The 16,867-nt window shown below is 46.0% G+C and carries 8 protein-coding genes, 2 tRNA genes, 3 rRNA genes and 1 pseudogene; all 14 read left to right on the plus strand.

Annotated elements, in window-relative coordinates:
* Positions 1-90: 90 nt before the first annotated feature.
* The 14 genes and pseudogenes from OIT45_RS05730 (at position 91) to OIT45_RS05795 (ending at position 16,807) form a co-directional block, all read left to right on the plus strand.
* A complete protein-coding gene (locus OIT45_RS05730; protein WP_135798611.1) occupies positions 91-1,347 on the plus strand; it encodes a hydroxymethylglutaryl-CoA reductase, degradative in 1,257 nt (418 codons plus the stop codon).
* Positions 1,348-1,367: 20 nt separating this feature from the next.
* On the plus strand, positions 1,368-2,327 hold the full coding sequence (locus OIT45_RS05735; RefSeq protein WP_135798610.1) for an IpaB/EvcA family protein: 960 nt from the start codon (positions 1,368-1,370) through the stop codon (positions 2,325-2,327).
* A 25-nt stretch (positions 2,328-2,352) separates the two neighbouring features.
* Complete coding sequence (locus OIT45_RS05740; RefSeq protein ID WP_135798609.1) at positions 2,353-3,057, plus strand: NAD-dependent protein deacylase; 705 nt, start codon at positions 2,353-2,355, stop codon at positions 3,055-3,057.
* Between the two features lie 394 nt (positions 3,058-3,451).
* A 16S ribosomal RNA gene (locus tag OIT45_RS05745) occupies positions 3,452-5,028 on the plus strand.
* 90 nt (positions 5,029-5,118) lie between these two features.
* Positions 5,119-5,192 (plus strand) — tRNA-Ile (locus OIT45_RS05750).
* A gap of 6 nt (positions 5,193-5,198) precedes the next feature.
* Positions 5,199-5,271, plus strand: a tRNA-Ala gene (locus OIT45_RS05755).
* 203 nt (positions 5,272-5,474) lie between these two features.
* A 23S ribosomal RNA gene (locus OIT45_RS05760) occupies positions 5,475-8,390 on the plus strand.
* A gap of 91 nt (positions 8,391-8,481) precedes the next feature.
* Positions 8,482-8,598, plus strand: a 5S ribosomal RNA gene (gene rrf / locus OIT45_RS05765).
* Together the 16S, 23S and 5S rRNA genes with 2 tRNA genes alongside form the textbook arrangement of a ribosomal RNA operon.
* Before the next feature lie 179 nt (positions 8,599-8,777).
* The gene (gene metG, locus OIT45_RS05770; RefSeq protein ID WP_161690989.1) at positions 8,778-10,772 is read left to right on the plus strand and encodes a methionine--tRNA ligase; all 1,995 of its coding nucleotides are present in this window, start codon (positions 8,778-8,780) and stop codon (positions 10,770-10,772) included.
* An 87-nt stretch (positions 10,773-10,859) separates the two neighbouring features.
* Positions 10,860-13,013 carry a cation:proton antiporter gene (locus OIT45_RS05775; RefSeq protein ID WP_199404528.1) on the plus strand — a complete coding sequence of 718 codons (2,154 nt, stop codon included), beginning with the start codon at positions 10,860-10,862 and terminating at the stop codon, positions 13,011-13,013.
* A 114-nt stretch (positions 13,014-13,127) separates the two neighbouring features.
* Entirely contained in the window at positions 13,128-13,934 is an 807-nt protein-coding gene (locus OIT45_RS05780) for a TatD family hydrolase (protein ID WP_003610118.1), read from the plus strand.
* The gene (gene rnmV, locus OIT45_RS05785) at positions 13,934-14,491 is read left to right on the plus strand and encodes a ribonuclease M5 (RefSeq protein WP_199401780.1); all 558 of its coding nucleotides are present in this window, start codon (positions 13,934-13,936) and stop codon (positions 14,489-14,491) included. The genes OIT45_RS05780 and rnmV overlap by 1 nt, the downstream gene beginning before the upstream one ends.
* A pseudogene (gene rsmA / locus OIT45_RS05790) lies at positions 14,492-15,389 on the plus strand (16S rRNA (adenine(1518)-N(6)/adenine(1519)-N(6))-dimethyltransferase RsmA).
* A gap of 56 nt (positions 15,390-15,445) precedes the next feature.
* Entirely contained in the window at positions 15,446-16,807 is a 1,362-nt protein-coding gene (locus OIT45_RS05795; RefSeq protein WP_199404526.1) for a hemolysin family protein, read from the plus strand.
* The last annotated feature ends 60 nt before the right edge of the window (positions 16,808-16,867 follow it).

The raw sequence follows: 16,867 nt of genomic DNA on the forward strand, positions 1-16,867 counted from the left end.
TTTGGTGACGACGCCAAAACCGTTTTTTACTTTAAACAAGGAAAATAACTGTTAAACTATAAGAGATATTAGAAAAGGAACGTTTAGATAATGGCGGATTGGCACGGCTTTTATAAGTTGTCTTGGCGAGAACGACTAGACAAAACGATTGAAAATAAGCAATTGACTGCTGAGCAAGTAGCATTAATTGAAGCGCAGTACGATGCAGTTGGTGAACAACAGGTTGAAAATTATCTTTATAACTTTGGGGTGCCGACTGGCTTGTTACCAGATTTGCCAGTTGATGGACGATTAGTAACAGTGCCAATGAGTACTGAGGAACCAAGTGTCATTGCGGCTGCAAGTAATGGTGCGCGAATGATGCGCGCTGGTGAAGGTGTTAAAACGACGATTCAAAGTCGCTTGCTACGTGGTCAGGTCATTTTGACGGATGTGGCAAGCGTGGATGCGTTGCAAGAATACGTGGCAAGTCATAACCAAGCATTGTTACAAGCTGCAAATGATGCGCATCCTTCAATGGCAAAGCGTGGCGGTGGTGCTAAGGCACTAACCGTAGAAGTTTTAGATGAGCAAACAGCTATTGTGAATGTGTTGGTTGATCCTAAGGCAGCTATGGGAGCGAATGTTGTTAATACGATGTCTGAGGCCGTTGCTAAGGAATTGACGGTTGCTGGTTATCAGGTTTTGATGGCGATTTTGTCAAATTACGCGACTGAGGCCCTAGTTAAGGCGCGTGTGGCTGTGCCGGTGGAGGCATTGGCAACGAAGCAGGGGATGGCTGGTACGGAAGTGGCCCGCAGAATCGCAGCTGCAAGTCATGTTGAACAATTGTCACCTTACCGCGCAGTGACATCAAATAAAGGCTTGCTTAACGGGATAGAAGCAGCTGTATTGGCAAGTGGTAATGATACAAGAGCAGTTAACGCTGCCCTGCATGCCTATGCGGCCAACAATGGGCAATATCATGGCCTAACCAGCTGGACGGTACAAGACGATATGTTGTTAGGTGAAACAACATTACCATTGATGCTTGGCGTGGTTGGTGGGTCAATTGGGATTGTGCCAGCGGTTAAGCTAAATCATGCGTTGATGGATAATCCAACGGTTAATGAACTTACAAGCATTGTTGCTGCAGTTGGACTGGCACAAAACTTGTCAGCATTACGCGCCCTTGTCACAACCGGTATTCAAGCTGGGCACATGGCCTTGCAGGCTAAGTCATTAGCGTTGCAGGTTGGTGCCACGACCGAAGAAGTGCCAGCACTAACAGCGCGTTTACAACAACTCGGCCGATTTAACGAAACGGTTGCCCGTGAAGCGTTGGCGACATTACGTCAAAGTAAATAAAGAATAAGAAAGAGATTATTATGCAATTTTCAGAAGATACAGTTAAGCTCCTAAACCAAGTGAATCAAGTTTACCCAGGTTCAGTGGTCCTTCGCGGTTCAGGTGAAGCAACGGGGAAGTTGACCCACGACCAAGTTTCAACGGATATGTTGGGGACGCGTTTGATGGTTGAAGTAACGGATGCAACTGCACCTGACTTCTCAGCAACGCAAGAATTGTTGAACATGATGTTGACGTTGAGTGGTTACCCACAAGTTTATTTCCAATTGAAGTCAGAAGACATTAATATGACGGATCAATTGATGGTTATGTCAACGTATCTTTACCAACCAGCCTTGCGTGCCATTACCTATAAGGAACAAGCCAAGCATGGTTTGGTGACAGCGGCAGTTGTAAAGGCATTTGCAAACGGGGTTATGTCAACGTTGACGCCTGAAGCAAACAACGATCGTTCAGAAGCAGCGCTACGTTTGTTAACGTTGCTGGATGCGCGCGTCTTCATGAACGCTGTGCCAACTGACATCGATACGGCTATTTACACTGATAGCTTTGCAGATGCATTCCCAGAAGCATGGGAAGCTGCAGGCCACATTTTTGCAACGATGAAGGTTGATGATATCAAGGATCCATTCACGGTGCACCGTGCAGTAATCGCAGCCTTTAAGGGCTTTGATGCGCAAATGATTGCTTGGAACTTGCCTGAATTGAAGGCGCTTGAATTCGCAACGTTGACGCCAGTGCTATCAGAACGCCAATTGCGTTTGCCATTGGCTCAAGTATTCGATATTAAGCACACAGAGATGACAGACCGTAACACGGAAAAGTCAGCCTATGTTGGTTTGAGCAAGTCAGAAGGACAGAACAGTTTTGTTATTTCTGCACCAGATGAGAACCAACCTGAGTTCTTTAAGGCGTTGTATCAAACACCGGTCCGTGAAGTGCTAGAACAAATCGGTCAACCTTTCGTTGTACGTCAGTAATTAATATAGATAGGAGTGCCATAAAATGAGTGTTAATCCAGAAATTCAAAACTTATTTGATAATGCAAAGCAAATTGTATTTCTAACGGGTGCCGGTGTTTCAACCGCGTCGGGTATCCCAGATTATCGCTCAAAAGGTGGCATCTATGACGATAGTGGTGTAGTTGAGCGTCCAGAATACCTATTAAGTACGGATGCATTGGCTAACGAACCTGAGAAGATGTATCAGTTCATGATGGACAATATGTATTTTCCAGAGGCCAAGCCAAATGTGATTCACGAGAAAATGGCGGCGCTAACTAAACAGGGGCGTGCCAAGATTATTACGCAAAATGTTGATGGTCTTCATAAGAAGGCAGGAAGTGAAGCGACAATTGAATTTCATGGATCGCTTTATGATATTTATGCGGTAACTGATGGCAAGAAAGCAACGTTGGCTGAGTACATGGCGAATATGCGCCGAGCCGATGGGGCATTGTTGCGACCTGGTATTACGTTGTATGGCGAAATTCCATTTAATGTGGAAGAAGCAGCCATGTGGGTTAACCAGGCAGACTTAATTGTCATTGTTGGCACTAGCTTTGTGGTTTACCCATTCGCTGGGTTGTTACAGTACGCAAAGGCGGGCGTTCCAGTGTTGGCAATTAACTTGGAACGCATTCCAGCCCCGGATCGAGTGCAACAGATTATTGGGGATGCTACGTCATTCTTTGATGAATTGCATATTTAAAATCACGTAAAACCGCAGTCAGAATGGGTTTCTGACTGCGGTTTTTATTTTATATGAACAAAGTTTGAAGAAAGTGTTGACGAATCGCATAAACATATGTAATATAGATTAAGTTGTTTCAGGGAAACAGCAAAACATATTTAACTTGAATAGCTAATTGATATTCAAACTTCTTTGAAAGAAGTTATTGACATTCGCTTGAAAGGTTGTTATGATATATAAGTTGTCTGATGAGGCAACGACGTAGGTCATTGAAAACTGAATATCGTTTCGATGAAACAAATGTGTAGGGTCATCAAGCTAGTTCTTGATGCAAAAATATTTGCGAAGTCAATTCGCTAGTAAATTCGTTTAACTTCTGTTAAACAACAAAAATTGAGTTATACTCAAACTTCAAATTGAGAGTTTGATCCTGGCTCAGGATGAACGCTGGCGGCGTGCCTAATACATGCAAGTCGAACGCTTTGTGGTTCAACTGATTTGAAGAGCTTGCTCAGATATGACGATGGACATTGCAAAGAGTGGCGAACGGGTGAGTAACACGTGGGAAACCTACCTCTTAGCAGGGGATAACATTTGGAAACAGATGCTAATACCGTATAACAATGACAACCGCATGGTTGTTATTTAAAAGATGGTTCTGCTATCACTAAGAGATGGTCCCGCGGTGCATTAGCTAGTTGGTAAGGTAATGGCTTACCAAGGCGATGATGCATAGCCGAGTTGAGAGACTGATCGGCCACAATGGGACTGAGACACGGCCCATACTCCTACGGGAGGCAGCAGTAGGGAATCTTCCACAATGGGCGAAAGCCTGATGGAGCAACGCCGCGTGTGTGATGAAGGGTTTCGGCTCGTAAAACACTGTTGTAAGAGAAGAATGACATTGAGAGTAACTGTTCAATGTGTGACGGTATCTTACCAGAAAGGAACGGCTAAATACGTGCCAGCAGCCGCGGTAATACGTATGTTCCAAGCGTTATCCGGATTTATTGGGCGTAAAGCGAGCGCAGACGGTTATTTAAGTCTGAAGTGAAAGCCCTCAGCTCAACTGAGGAATTGCTTTGGAAACTGGATGACTTGAGTGCAGTAGAGGAAAGTGGAACTCCATGTGTAGCGGTGAAATGCGTAGATATATGGAAGAACACCAGTGGCGAAGGCGGCTTTCTGGACTGTAACTGACGTTGAGGCTCGAAAGTGTGGGTAGCAAACAGGATTAGATACCCTGGTAGTCCACACCGTAAACGATGAGTGCTAGGTGTTTGAGGGTTTCCGCCCTTAAGTGCCGCAGCTAACGCATTAAGCACTCCGCCTGGGGAGTACGACCGCAAGGTTGAAACTCAAAGGAATTGACGGGGACCCGCACAAGCGGTGGAGCATGTGGTTTAATTCGAAGCAACGCGAAGAACCTTACCAGGTCTTGACATCCCTTGACAACTCCAGAGATGGAGCGTTCCCTTCGGGGACAAGGTGACAGGTGGTGCATGGTTGTCGTCAGCTCGTGTCGTGAGATGTTGGGTTAAGTCCCGCAACGAGCGCAACCCTTATTACTAGTTGCCAGCATTTAGTTGGGCACTCTAGTGAGACTGCCGGTGACAAACCGGAGGAAGGTGGGGATGACGTCAAATCATCATGCCCCTTATGACCTGGGCTACACACGTGCTACAATGGCGTATACAACGAGTTGCCAACCCGCGAGGGTGAGCTAATCTCTTAAAGTACGTCTCAGTTCGGATTGTAGGCTGCAACTCGCCTACATGAAGTCGGAATCGCTAGTAATCGCGGATCAGCACGCCGCGGTGAATACGTTCCCGGGTCTTGTACACACCGCCCGTCACACCATGAGAGTTTGTAACACCCAAAGCCGGTGGGGTAACCTTCGGGAGCCAGCCGTCTAAGGTGGGACAGATGATTAGGGTGAAGTCGTAACAAGGTAGCCGTAGGAGAACCTGCGGCTGGATCACCTCCTTTCTAAGGAAAATCGGAAACCTACACATTCATTGAAACGATATTCAGTTTTGAGTGATTTACACTCAAACAAGACAGAGAGTCGAATCTCATGGGACTGTAGCTCAGCTGGTTAGAGCGCACCCCTGATAAGGGTGAGGTCGGAGGTTCGAGTCCTCTCAGTCCCATATAATGGGGAATTAGCTCAGCTGGGAGAGCACCTGCTTTGCAAGCAGGGGGTCATCGGTTCGATCCCGATATTCTCCATTGAAACCTACGGGTTTCAATATTAGATCTTTGAAAACTGAATCATAATTGTAAATTTTTAAATTCATTTAATATTGTTAATTCAATATAAATTGAGCCGAAAAAATACACCGCGTAATTTTTTGAGTTTTTTAAATTAGTTTAAAATCGCTTGTGGCCTTTGAGCCACATACTCAAACTTATATCATCAACGTCAGTTGATAGGTTAAGTTATTAAGGGCGCATGGTGGATGCCTTGGCACTAGGAGCCGATGAAGGACGGGACTAACACCGATATGCTTCGGGGAGCTGTAAGTAAGCTTTGATCCGGAGATTTCCGAATGGGGGAACCCAACTTGTTATGCAAGTTATCACCTAATGAATATATAGTTAGGTTGAAGGTAGACGTTGTGAACTGAAACATCTCATTAGCAACAGGAATAGAAAGAAAAATCGATTCCGCCAGTAGCGGCGAGCGAAAACGGAAGAGCCCAAACCAAAGTGCTTGCACTTTGGGGTTGTAGGACTGCCATTGTGGAGTTACAAAATTGTTTATTAGCAGAATCAGCTGGGAAGCTGAGCGAGACAGGGTGATAGCCCCGTATGCGAAAGTAAGCAATCTCCCGTGCAGGATCCTGAGTACGGCCGGACACGTGAAATCCGGTCGGAATCCGCGAGGACCATCTCGCAAGGCTAAATACTCCCTAGTGACCGATAGTGAACCAGTACCGTGAGGGAAAGGTGAAAAGCACCCCGGAAGGGGAGTGAAAAAGTTCCTGAAACCATGTGCCTACAAGAAGTTAGAGCCCGTTAATGGGTGATAGCGTGCCTTTTGTAGAATGAACCGGCGAGTTACGATACCATGCAAGGTTAAGGTGGAAAGACCGGAGCCGTAGCGAAAGCGAGTCTGAAATGGGCGAATTAGTATGTTGTTGTAGACCCGAAACCAGGTGACCTACCCATGTCCAGGGTGAAGGTGCGGTAAAACGCACTGGAGGCCCGAACCCGTGCATGTTGAAAAATGCTGGGATGAGGTGTGGGTAGCGGTGAAATTCCAATCGAACTTGGAGATAGCTGGTTCTCTCCGAAATAGCTTTAGGGCTAGCCTCGGAATGTAGCGTGTTGGAGGTAGAGCACTGTTTTGGTGCGGGGCCCATCTCGGGTTACCAAATTAAGATAAACTCCGAATGCCAATCACGTATGTCCGGGAGTCAGACAGTGAGTGATAAGATCCATTGTCGAAAGGGGAACAGCCCAGATCGTCAGTTAAGGTCCCTAAGTGTGTGTTAAGTGGAAAAGGATGTGGAGTTGCATAGACAACTAGGATGTTGGCTTAGAAGCAGCCACCATTTAAAGAGTGCGTAATAGCTCACTAGTCGAGTGATTCTGCGCCGAAAATGTACCGGGGCTAAACACACCACCGAAACTACGGGTGCCACGTAAGTGGCGCGATAGGAGAGCGTTCTAAGGGCGATGAAGTCAGACCGTGAGGACTGGTGGAGCGCTTAGAAGTGAGAATGCCGGTATGAGTAGCGAAAGACAGGTGAGAATCCTGTCCACCGTATGACTAAGGTTTCCTGGGGAAGGCTCGTCCTCCCAGGGTTAGTCGGGACCTAAGGCGAGGCCGAGAGGCGTAGTCGATGGATAACAGGTTGAGATTCCTGTACCAGGTGAACATGTTTGAACGATGGAGGGACGCAGAAGGCTAACGGATCCCAGCTGCTGGATATGCTGGGTTAAATAATAAGTCTTAGATCGAGTTAAATGCTTTATCTTTTAAGGACAAGTTATGATGAGGACCGAAATAAAGTAGGGAAGTCCGTGATGTCACGCTGCCGAGAAAAGCTTCTAGTTAGTGTTTACCTGCCCGTACCGCAAACCGACACAGGTAGTCGAGGAGAGCATCCTAAGGTGAGCGAGTGAACTCTCGTTAAGGAACTCGGCAAAATGACCCCGTAACTTCGGGAGAAGGGGTGCTCAGCGAAAGCTGAGCCGCAGTGAATAGGCCCAGGCGACTGTTTATCAAAAACACAGGTTTCTGCAAAATCGTAAGATGACGTATAGGGGCTGACGCCTGCCCGGTGCTGGAAGGTTAAAAGGAGTGCTTAGCTTCGGCGAAGGTACGAATTGAAGCCCCAGTAAACGGCGGCCGTAACTATAACGGTCCTAAGGTAGCGAAATTCCTTGTCGGGTAAGTTCCGACCCGCACGAAAGGCGTAACGATCTGGGCACTGTCTCAACGAGAGACTCGGTGAAATTTAAATACCCGTGAAGATGCGGGTTACCCGCGACAGGACGGAAAGACCCCATGGAGCTTTACTGTAGCTTGATATTGAGTGTTTGTGCAGCTTGTACAGCATAGGTAGGAGCCGTAGATACCGGGACGCTAGTTTCGGTGGAGGCGTCATTGGGATACTACCCTCGTTGTATGACCACTCTAACTCGCACCACTAAGCGTGGTGGAAGACAGTGTCTGGCAGGCAGTTTGACTGGGGCGGTCGCCTCCTAAAAGGTAACGGAGGCGCCCAAAGGTTCCCTCAGAATGGTTGGAAATCATTCGCAGAGTGTAAAGGCACAAGGGAGCTTGACTGTGAGACTTACCAGTCGAGCAGGTACGAAAGTAGGGCTTAGTGATCCGGTGGTTCCGCATGGAAGGGCCATCGCTCAACGGACAAAAGCTACCCTGGGGATAACAGGCTTATCTCCCCCAAGAGTCCACATCGACGGGGAGGTTTGGCACCTCGATGTCGGCTCATCGCATCCTGGGGCTGTAGTCGGTCCCAAGGGTTGGGCTGTTCGCCCATTAAAGCGGTACGCGAGCTGGGTTCAGAACGTCGTGAGACAGTTCGGTCCCTATCCGTCGCGGGCGTAGGAAATTTGAGAGGAGCTGCCCTTAGTACGAGAGGACCGGGGTGGACGTACCTCTGGTGTATCAGTTGTTCCGCCAGGAGCATCGCTGAGTAGCTATGTACGGATGAGATAAACGCTGAAAGCATCTAAGTGTGAAACTCGCCTCGAGATGAGATTTCCCATTCTTTATGAAGTAAGACCCCTCAGAGATGATGAGGTAGATAGGCTAGAAGTGGAAGTGCGGCGACGCATGGAGCGGACTAGTACTAATGGTTCGAGGACTTAACCAAGTTGAAAACGTGGTGTAAGGCTCAAACGAAGTTTGATTTACAAATTATGATTCAGTTTTGAGAGAGCTAATATTTTCTCAATTAAATAACGTGTCGTGATGATGGCATTGAGGTCACACCTGTTCCCATACCGAACACAGAAGTTAAGCTCAATAGCGCCGAAAGTAGTTGGAGGATCGCTTCCTGCGAGGATAGGACGTCGCGATGCAACGTAAACCGTACCAGAAGTGGTACGGTTTTTTTTGTGCACGTTGCGGTTAAAGTCCGCAATATAACTTAAGCGGGGCTTCCTAAACTTTGTTATAATAAACAACAGACATTGCGGGATGGTCTCGCAATCAAAAAATGACGCCCTACCCATTCGTAGTGGCGGGAGGTATAAGAAAAATGGCAGATAAGAACACATTCTACATTACGACGCCAATTTACTATCCATCTGGTAAGTTGCACATCGGTAACACGTACACAACAGTGTTGGCTGATGCGGCTGCGCGTTACCACCGTTTGTTGAATGAAGATGTTTACTTCTTGACGGGAACTGACGAACACGGTTTGAAGATTGAGCAAAAGGCTGAAAAGCTAAACATGACGCCACAACAATACGTTGACGGCATGGCTGCAGATATCAAGAAGTTGTGGGCAGACTTGGATATTACCAACGACGGGTTCATCCGTACGACGGACGAGTATCACGAGAAGGCTATCCAAAAGATCTTCCAACAATTCTTGGATCAAGATGACATCTACAAGGGTGAATACGAAGGTTGGTACTCAGTTGATGACGAAGAGTACTTTACTGAGTCACAATTGGCTGAAGTTTACCGCGACGAAGACGGCAACGTCATCGGTGGTAAGGCACCATCTGGCCACGAAGTTGAGTTGGTTAAGGAAGAGTCATACTTCTTCCGTATGGGAAAGTATGCTGACTGGTTGTTGGATTACTACAAGTCACACCCAGAATTTATCCAACCTGAGTCTCGTATGAACGAGATGATTAACAACTTTATCAAGCCTGGTCTTGAAGACTTGGCCGTAACGCGTACGGCGTTCAAGTGGGGTGTACCAGTTCTATCTGACCCTAAGCACGTTGTTTACGTGTGGATTGACGCTTTGTCAAACTACATTACGGCACTTGGATACGGTTCAGACGATACGACTTTGTTCGATAAGTTCTGGCCAGCAAACGTGCAATTGGTAGGTAAGGAAATTGTTCGTTTCCACACGATTTACTGGCCAATCATGTTGCACGCCTTGGGCTTGCCATTGCCTAAGCAAGTGTTGGGACACGGTTGGTTGACGATGCGTGATGGTAAGATGTCAAAGTCTAAGGGTAACGTTGTGTACCCTGACACATTGGCTGATCGTTACGGTATCGATGCTGTTCGTTACTACTTGTTGCGTGCAATGCCATACGGTAATGATGGTATCTTTACGCCTGAAGATTTCGTTTCAAAGTTGAACTATGACTTGGCTAACGATTTGGGTAACTTGTTGAACCGTACTGTTGCAATGATCAACAAGTACGAAGGTGGTGTCATTCCTGCCCTTAACACAGGTGCGACTGAATTCGACGCTGACTTGGTTCAAACGGCTAACGATGTTATCAAGGCTTACAACGAAAACATGGCTGGTTTGCGAACGGCAGATGCGTTGGCTGAAGTTTGGAAGTTGATCTCACGTGCTAACAAGTACATTGATGAGACGACGCCATGGACGTTAGCTAAGGATGAAGCACAAGCAGATAAGTTGGCTTCTGTAATGGCTCACTTGGCTGCTGCATTGCGTGTTGCTGCTATCTTGTTGCAACCTGCTTTGACGCGTGCACCTAAGCAAATCTTCCACCAACTTGGTTTGGCAGAATCAAACTTGCAAATTGCTGATTTGAAGTTTGAAGACCTACCAACGGGTGGTAAGGTTGTTGAAAAGGGTGAGCCAATCTTCCCACGTGTTGATGTTGACGCCGAAGTGGCTTACATCCGCGATGAAATGACGGGTGGTGCCGCAAAGCCTGCTGAAGAAGCTGAGAAGTCATACATTGAAGTCCCTACAAAGGACTTGATTGAATTTGATGACTTTGACAAGGTTGAGATGCGTGTTGCTGAAATCGTTGAAGTAACTGAAGTTGAGAAGTCAAACAAGTTGTTGCGCTTCAAGTTGAACGACGGTACTAAGGATGGTCGTACGATTTTGTCAGGTATCAAGAAGTGGTACCCAGAATACGCTGGTTTGGTTGGTAAGAAGGTTGCCTTCGTTGCTAACTTGAAGCCACGTAAGATGATGGGTGAAATGTCAGAAGGTATGTTGTTGTCTGCTGAAAAGGACGGTAACGTTATCTTGACGATTTTGCCAGATGAAATCGAAGCTGGTTCAGAACTGGGCTAATCAGTAAAAATTAAGAGAGCAGTGTGTACGTCACACTGCTCTCTTTTTGTTAGAATAGACCTATTAAAAAAAGATAGGAAAGATAGTATGACAATCTTTTATACATTGGTGCCGATGATTTTGACAATTGTTGTCGCCAATTTACTGTCACAAGCGATGCCGCGGATTCCCAAAGCATTCTGGCAGATTCTAGGTGGTATTATCTTGGCGACGATTCCGATGCTTAGTAAATCAGTCGTTGAACTTGATCCGGAATGGTTTATGATGCTAATTATTGCACCTTTGCTATTCTATGAAGGTCAACGAACTGATGTACGTTTGGTGTCAAAGAATTTCCGAGCGATTATCAACTTAGCTGGCATCATCGCCGTTATGACGGTTGTTGTTCTGATGTTGTTTGGTCACTGGGCAATCGGCTGGGCATTGCCGATGGCCTTAGCGCTGGCTGCCATCGTAACGCCAACGGATGCAACGGCACTAGAATCTGTTACAGATGGCCTTGAAGTACCAAAGGGTATCGGACGCGCGTTGAACTTAGAGTCATTGTTTAACGATGCAACTGGCCTAGTTGTGTTGGAATTGGCATTGCTGTGGATGAACACTGGAACGTTCTCATTCGTCCATGGTTTTGAGGAGTTTCTAATCGTTGCACTTGGTGGCGCTGTTGTCGGAGGGATTGCTGGCGTGGTGTTGCTATATATCCGTCAGCATTTATTGCGAGCGCAGTTTGATGATACGGTTGCCCATGTGATGATTTATTTCTTGTCACCTATTCTGGTTTACGGACTAGCTGAACATGCGGGCGTATCAGGGATTATTGCTGTGGTGGTGATGGGAATTATCTCTAATGAAGAAAAGCACCACACGCAGTTTATGTCATCACAATTAAACAACTTAAATAATCAGCTGACGACGATTGTGTCACAACTCCTAAATGGATTAGTGTTCGTGTTACTTGGTATTTCATTGGTTCGCGTCTTTAAGACTTATATTCACTCACCGTTAACAACATGGTTAGGGTATATCGGTATTGGTCTGGCTATCTACGGCGTCATGGCGGCTTTCCGTCACATTATGATTGAACGTGTTCATCAGGAATCACCGATGGCGTCAATGGTCGATCAAGATCATAAAAACCGCGATGCTTGGATTTTTGCTTTGGGCGGGGTCCACGGAACGGTTACGATGGCGATGGCATTCTCATTGCCGTTGACGCTTGATAATGGTCAGGCCTTTCCGCACCGTGATATGTTGTTGCTGATTGCGGCGACAGTTATTATCGTCAGTTTGGTGGCACCGTTATTGATTTTGCCACGCGTATTACCAAAGATTAAGCCAGATTATGATATGAGCGAGTATTCAGAAGCCCATATCGCGATGATTAACGCTGGTATGTCGTATGTTGAGACGCTTAATGTTTCAAATTCAGTTAAGCGAAATGTGATTGGCCAACTTCAGGATCAACTGGGATATGGTGCGGATCAATTGGACCGCGAGATGTGGCAACGTGCCCAAACAGATATCCAACGTGTTATCGATGAGGCTGTCGATGCAGCGATTGATGCTGAATTGGTATCAAGAGAAACAATGGTCTACTACCGTCGTGTTAAAGCTAATGCGGATGCGCGTTGGGCCCGCGGTACAAGTAACATGCGTATGTGGTTCAAAATTTTAGAACGCATTGTCATACGTTTGGTGCGTTCTCGTCGAGTTAAGCCGGAAGAACGGATGCAGCGAATTGCTCAGAAGATGCAACATCGTGTTGATCGATTGCAACGGAAGGCAGCACGGCACGGCTTAACAGAGCATGAACAACATGATTTGGAACAAACTTTGTTAATGCAAAAGAAGTTTGATGCGGTGAAGAAGATGAATTACCTCAACCCTGATGAAGCGGTGCAAAAGTACCACTCAAGTCGTGATTTGGTGTTTACAGAAATTGCTGAGATTAGTGAACCGGCCGTTACTGATTTCATTGCGCAAGCTGAAGCAAAGGGTGAAGATCCACGTTACGTGGTCGCCTTGCGTGATGTTGCGGCGCAAGAACGTGATCGTATTCGTGACCAGCAAGTTTCAACGGCTGAGGAGCAAGCAGTGTTGCTTGGTGCGTTAGGTGCCGAGTTGACCTACGTGCAAGAGGGCCGTCGTAATGACCGTTTCAGTTCAGCATTGATTAATGAATTGTATAACGAAGTCACGTCAGCACAGGCACTTGTACTAGCAACTGATGCAGAAGATTAATTAATGAGAGGTCAGGAATAAATCCTGGCCTCTTTTTGTAGGCCTTAATTCGTATTCTCTGGTTTTCTTTGATAAAATAGTAAGTATTACAAACGTTTAGAAATAGGAGATATCATGGCAATTTATGATCCAACAAAGCGTCCAGCGGATAGCTTTGATACACACACGCACTTGAACGACGAAGCTTTTTGGCATGACGTCGCAGCTTACTGGGCCCGCGCACGTGAATATCGTGTCGTTGAAATGAATGTGGTTGGATATGACACAGTTGGTAATCAACGTGCCATTGAAATCGCCCACGAATTTGAAGGTGTTCACGCCATCGTTGGTTGGCAACCGGGTGAGAGTGGTGACTTTAAGCCAGAAGATATGGCAACGTTACGTGAACAATTGGCCGACCCAGCAGTTGTTGGTATCGGTGAAATGGGCTTGGATTACTACTGGGAAGAGAACCCAACGCCAGACGTCCAAAAAGCGGTGTTTAAGGCGCAATTGGACTTGGCTCGTGAATTCCACAAGCCAGTCACGATTCACACGCGAGAGGCAACGGCTGACACGTATGAAGTGCTAAAGGATGCTAACGTTGCTGAGTTTGGTGGCGTGATGCACTCATTTACAGGAACGGCAGAAGAGGCTAAGCAATTCTTAGATTTGGGTATGTACATTTCATTCTCAGGAATTGCAACCTTCAAGAATGCCAAGGATGTGCACGAGACGTTGAAGTCAGTACCATTGGACCGTTTGCTAGTTGAGACGGATGCGCCTTATTTGGCACCAACACCAATGCGTGGTAAGCAAAACGAGCCAATGTTCGTCCGCTACACGATTCAAAACATTGCCGACCAACTTGGCATGACATATAACGAGTTGGCTGACATCACAACGGCGAATGCACACCGTTTGTGGCACTTGGATAAGTAATGAAGATTCAAGAAGTGATTGTCGTTGAAGGCAAGGCTGATACCGAAGTTTTGCGTCACGCTGTCGAGGCGGATACAATCGAGACTAATGGTTCAGCGTTGTCAGATGCGACGCTACAAGCGATTCAGCGCGCAGCGAAATCACGTGGCATAATTGTGTTTACGGATCCGGATTTCAATGGTGAGCGGTTGCGTAAGCTTATTACGGCAGTCGTACCTGATGCGAAGCACGCATTTCTAACGAAGGATGAAGCTGGTCGCCAGATTAAGCATCACAGTTTAGGAATTGAATACGCCACGGCGGATGATATTCGTCAGGCGCTTAGCAAGGTTTACACGGCTAGTGATGTTGATATGACGTCAGACATCACCCGTAGTGATTTGGTGCGCTATGGGTTGATGGCTGGGGCAAACGCTGCCCAACGACGTGAACATGTCTCAGAACGCCTTGGATTGGGCTACGTTAATGGTAAGCAATTGCTGAAGCGACTAAACATGTTTGGCGTGACAAACGAAGAATTAAAGACCATCTTACAAGAGATGGATGAGGAGAATTAAATGTCTGATGTACCTGATATTGCGACGCCGGTGCGCACGCAAGCTATCATGAATCAATTTGGTATCAACACCAAGAAGTCACTTGGTCAAAACTTCTTGACGGATATCAATATTTTGAAGAATATCGTCGCAGCCGGTGACGTAAAGGATACGGATAACGTTGTTGAAATTGGACCTGGTATTGGTGCGTTGACGGAGCAACTAGCCCGTGCAGCCAAGCAAGTCGTCGCCTTCGAAATCGATGATCGTTTGATTCCAGTTTTGGACCACACGATGGCGCCATACGATAACGTCACAATTGTGCACAACGACATCTTGAAGGTTGATTTGGAGAAAGAATTCGCCAAGCAATTTGCTGATACAACGGCATCATTGAAGTTGGTGGCCAACTTGCCTTACTACATTACGACGCCAATTTTGATGCAAGTGTTGCAATCAGGCATTCACTTCGACAACATTGTCGTGATGATGCAAAAGGAAGTTGCTGATCGATTGTCAGCTGAGACAGGTACAAAGGACTATGGTTCTTTGACGTTGGCAGTGCAATACCGCATGAACGCTAAGTTGGCCTTTACGGTATCACGTACAGCATTTGTGCCAAACCCTAATGTTGATTCAGCGATTATTTCATTGACGCCACGTGAGCCATTGGCGGTTCAACCGCGTGATGAAAAGCAATTGTTTGAGTTGTTCAAGATTGGTTTTGTGATGCGTCGCAAGACGTTGTGGAACAATTTGACGACGGCCTTTGGTAAGGGTGAGGCCATGCAAGCTAAGTTGACCGCTGCACTTGAAGCTATCGATTTGGATCCACGTACGCGGGCTGAAAAGTTGTCATTGGAGCGATTTCATTGAATTGCATAACGCATTATATGATGCGGGTGTTTATAACGGTTAATTCTGTTATAATGTTTATTACTAAAATATTTTTATTAAAGAAGAGGTAAACCGATTATGGATTCCGGTCCGTCTATTATGATCAATATTGTTGTTATTGTTGTTATTTTGCTTTTGGCTGTTTTGTTCACGTTGACTGAGTACTCACTAGTTAAGGTGCGTCCATCAGCGTTGCGTGCGCTACAAGAAGCGCGTAACAAGCCATCATCAAACCTAACGCACGCAATTAACATGACTAACCACATGACAGAGTACCTATCAACTGCGCAAGTTGGTATTACGCTGACATCATTGATTTTGGGTTGGTTGGGTGAAGCGTTTATTGCTGACTTGATTATTTCATCACATCTATTGCCAGCAGCAATTGCTCACAGTGTTGCGTCAGTAGCCGCAATTTTGATCTTTACATTTATCCACGCTGTCTTTACTGACTTGGTGCCAAAGAACATCGCCATCGACCAACCGGTTAAGGTCTTGTTGTTCATCGTGCGTCCAGTTATGTTCTTCCACATCGTACTTTATCCATTGATTTGGTTGTTTGACCGTACGGCTGCTGGTGTAACGAAGGTGCTTGGATTTAATGCTCACCCAGATGAAGACATCTACTCACAAAATGAAATTATTTCGTTGTCTGAGGATGCTGCTCAAGCTGGTGAGTTGGACGAAGAAGACTTAACGTTTATGAAGCGTGCCTTCTCAATGAATGATAAGGTTGCAGTTGATATTATGATTGACCGTACCCAACTAACAGTTGTGGATGTGACGGATACAATCGGAGATGCATTGAACTTGTACCTAGAAGAAAAGTTCTCACGTATGCCAGTGGTTGCTGACAACGACAAGGACAAAATTTTGGGATACGTCTTCTCATATGATTTGGTTCGCCAAGGTCGTTTGAGTATGGATGCATCAGTTCGAACTGTTTTGCGTAATTTGCCAGTCGTTTCTGAAAACCAGCCAATTACGGAAGTTTTGCAAGAAATGATTGAGCACCGTGCACCAATCGTTGTTGTTAAGGACGAGTATGGTGGAACGTCAGGTATTGTTACTGATAAGGACGTTTATGAAGAGTTGTTCGGTACGGTGCGTGACGAAATCGATGATGTTTCTGATGATTTGGTTCAAAAGCTTGGATCAGATGAGGAAGGAAACATGCACTACAAGGTCTCTGGAAAGATGACGTTGTACGATTTCGAACGATTCTTTAAGACTGAAATCCGTTCATTTGAGGATTCAGAAATGGCGACGTTGACAGGTTATGTTCTTGATGAGCACCCTAACTTTGAGGTTGGTGAAGCTATCAAGATTAATAACTTTGAAATTACAGCATTGGATTTCAAGGATGCTTACATCAATGATTTCGAAGTTGTGGCGTTGCCTGAAGAAGATTCTGAATCAGACTCAGAAGACGAACATTAATCATACGCAAGTGAACACCTGATAAATATCAGGTGTTTTTTGCTATAATGGTGTCATTGA

Origin of the sequence: Weissella sp. LMG 11983 (genome assembly GCF_025908495.1) — a bacterium.
GTDB lineage: Bacteria > Bacillota > Bacilli > Lactobacillales > Lactobacillaceae > Weissella > Weissella fermenti.

Bases quoted from the DNA above. Each gene is read 5' to 3' on its own strand.
- OIT45_RS05735 (WP_135798610.1), top strand. From the start codon at position 1,368: ATGCAATTTTCAGAAGATACAGTTAAGCTCCTAAACCAAGTGAATCAA.
- OIT45_RS05740 (WP_135798609.1), top strand. From the start codon at position 2,353: ATGAGTGTTAATCCAGAAATTCAAAACTTATTTGATAATGCAAAGCAA.
- OIT45_RS05730 (WP_135798611.1), top strand. From the start codon at position 91: ATGGCGGATTGGCACGGCTTTTATAAGTTGTCTTGGCGAGAACGACTA.
- OIT45_RS05780 (WP_003610118.1), top strand. From the start codon at position 13,128: ATGGCAATTTATGATCCAACAAAGCGTCCAGCGGATAGCTTTGATACA.
- rnmV (WP_199401780.1), top strand. From the start codon at position 13,934: ATGAAGATTCAAGAAGTGATTGTCGTTGAAGGCAAGGCTGATACCGAA.
- metG (WP_161690989.1), top strand. From the start codon at position 8,778: ATGGCAGATAAGAACACATTCTACATTACGACGCCAATTTACTATCCA.
- OIT45_RS05775 (WP_199404528.1), top strand. From the start codon at position 10,860: ATGACAATCTTTTATACATTGGTGCCGATGATTTTGACAATTGTTGTC.
- OIT45_RS05795 (WP_199404526.1), top strand. From the start codon at position 15,446: ATGGATTCCGGTCCGTCTATTATGATCAATATTGTTGTTATTGTTGTT.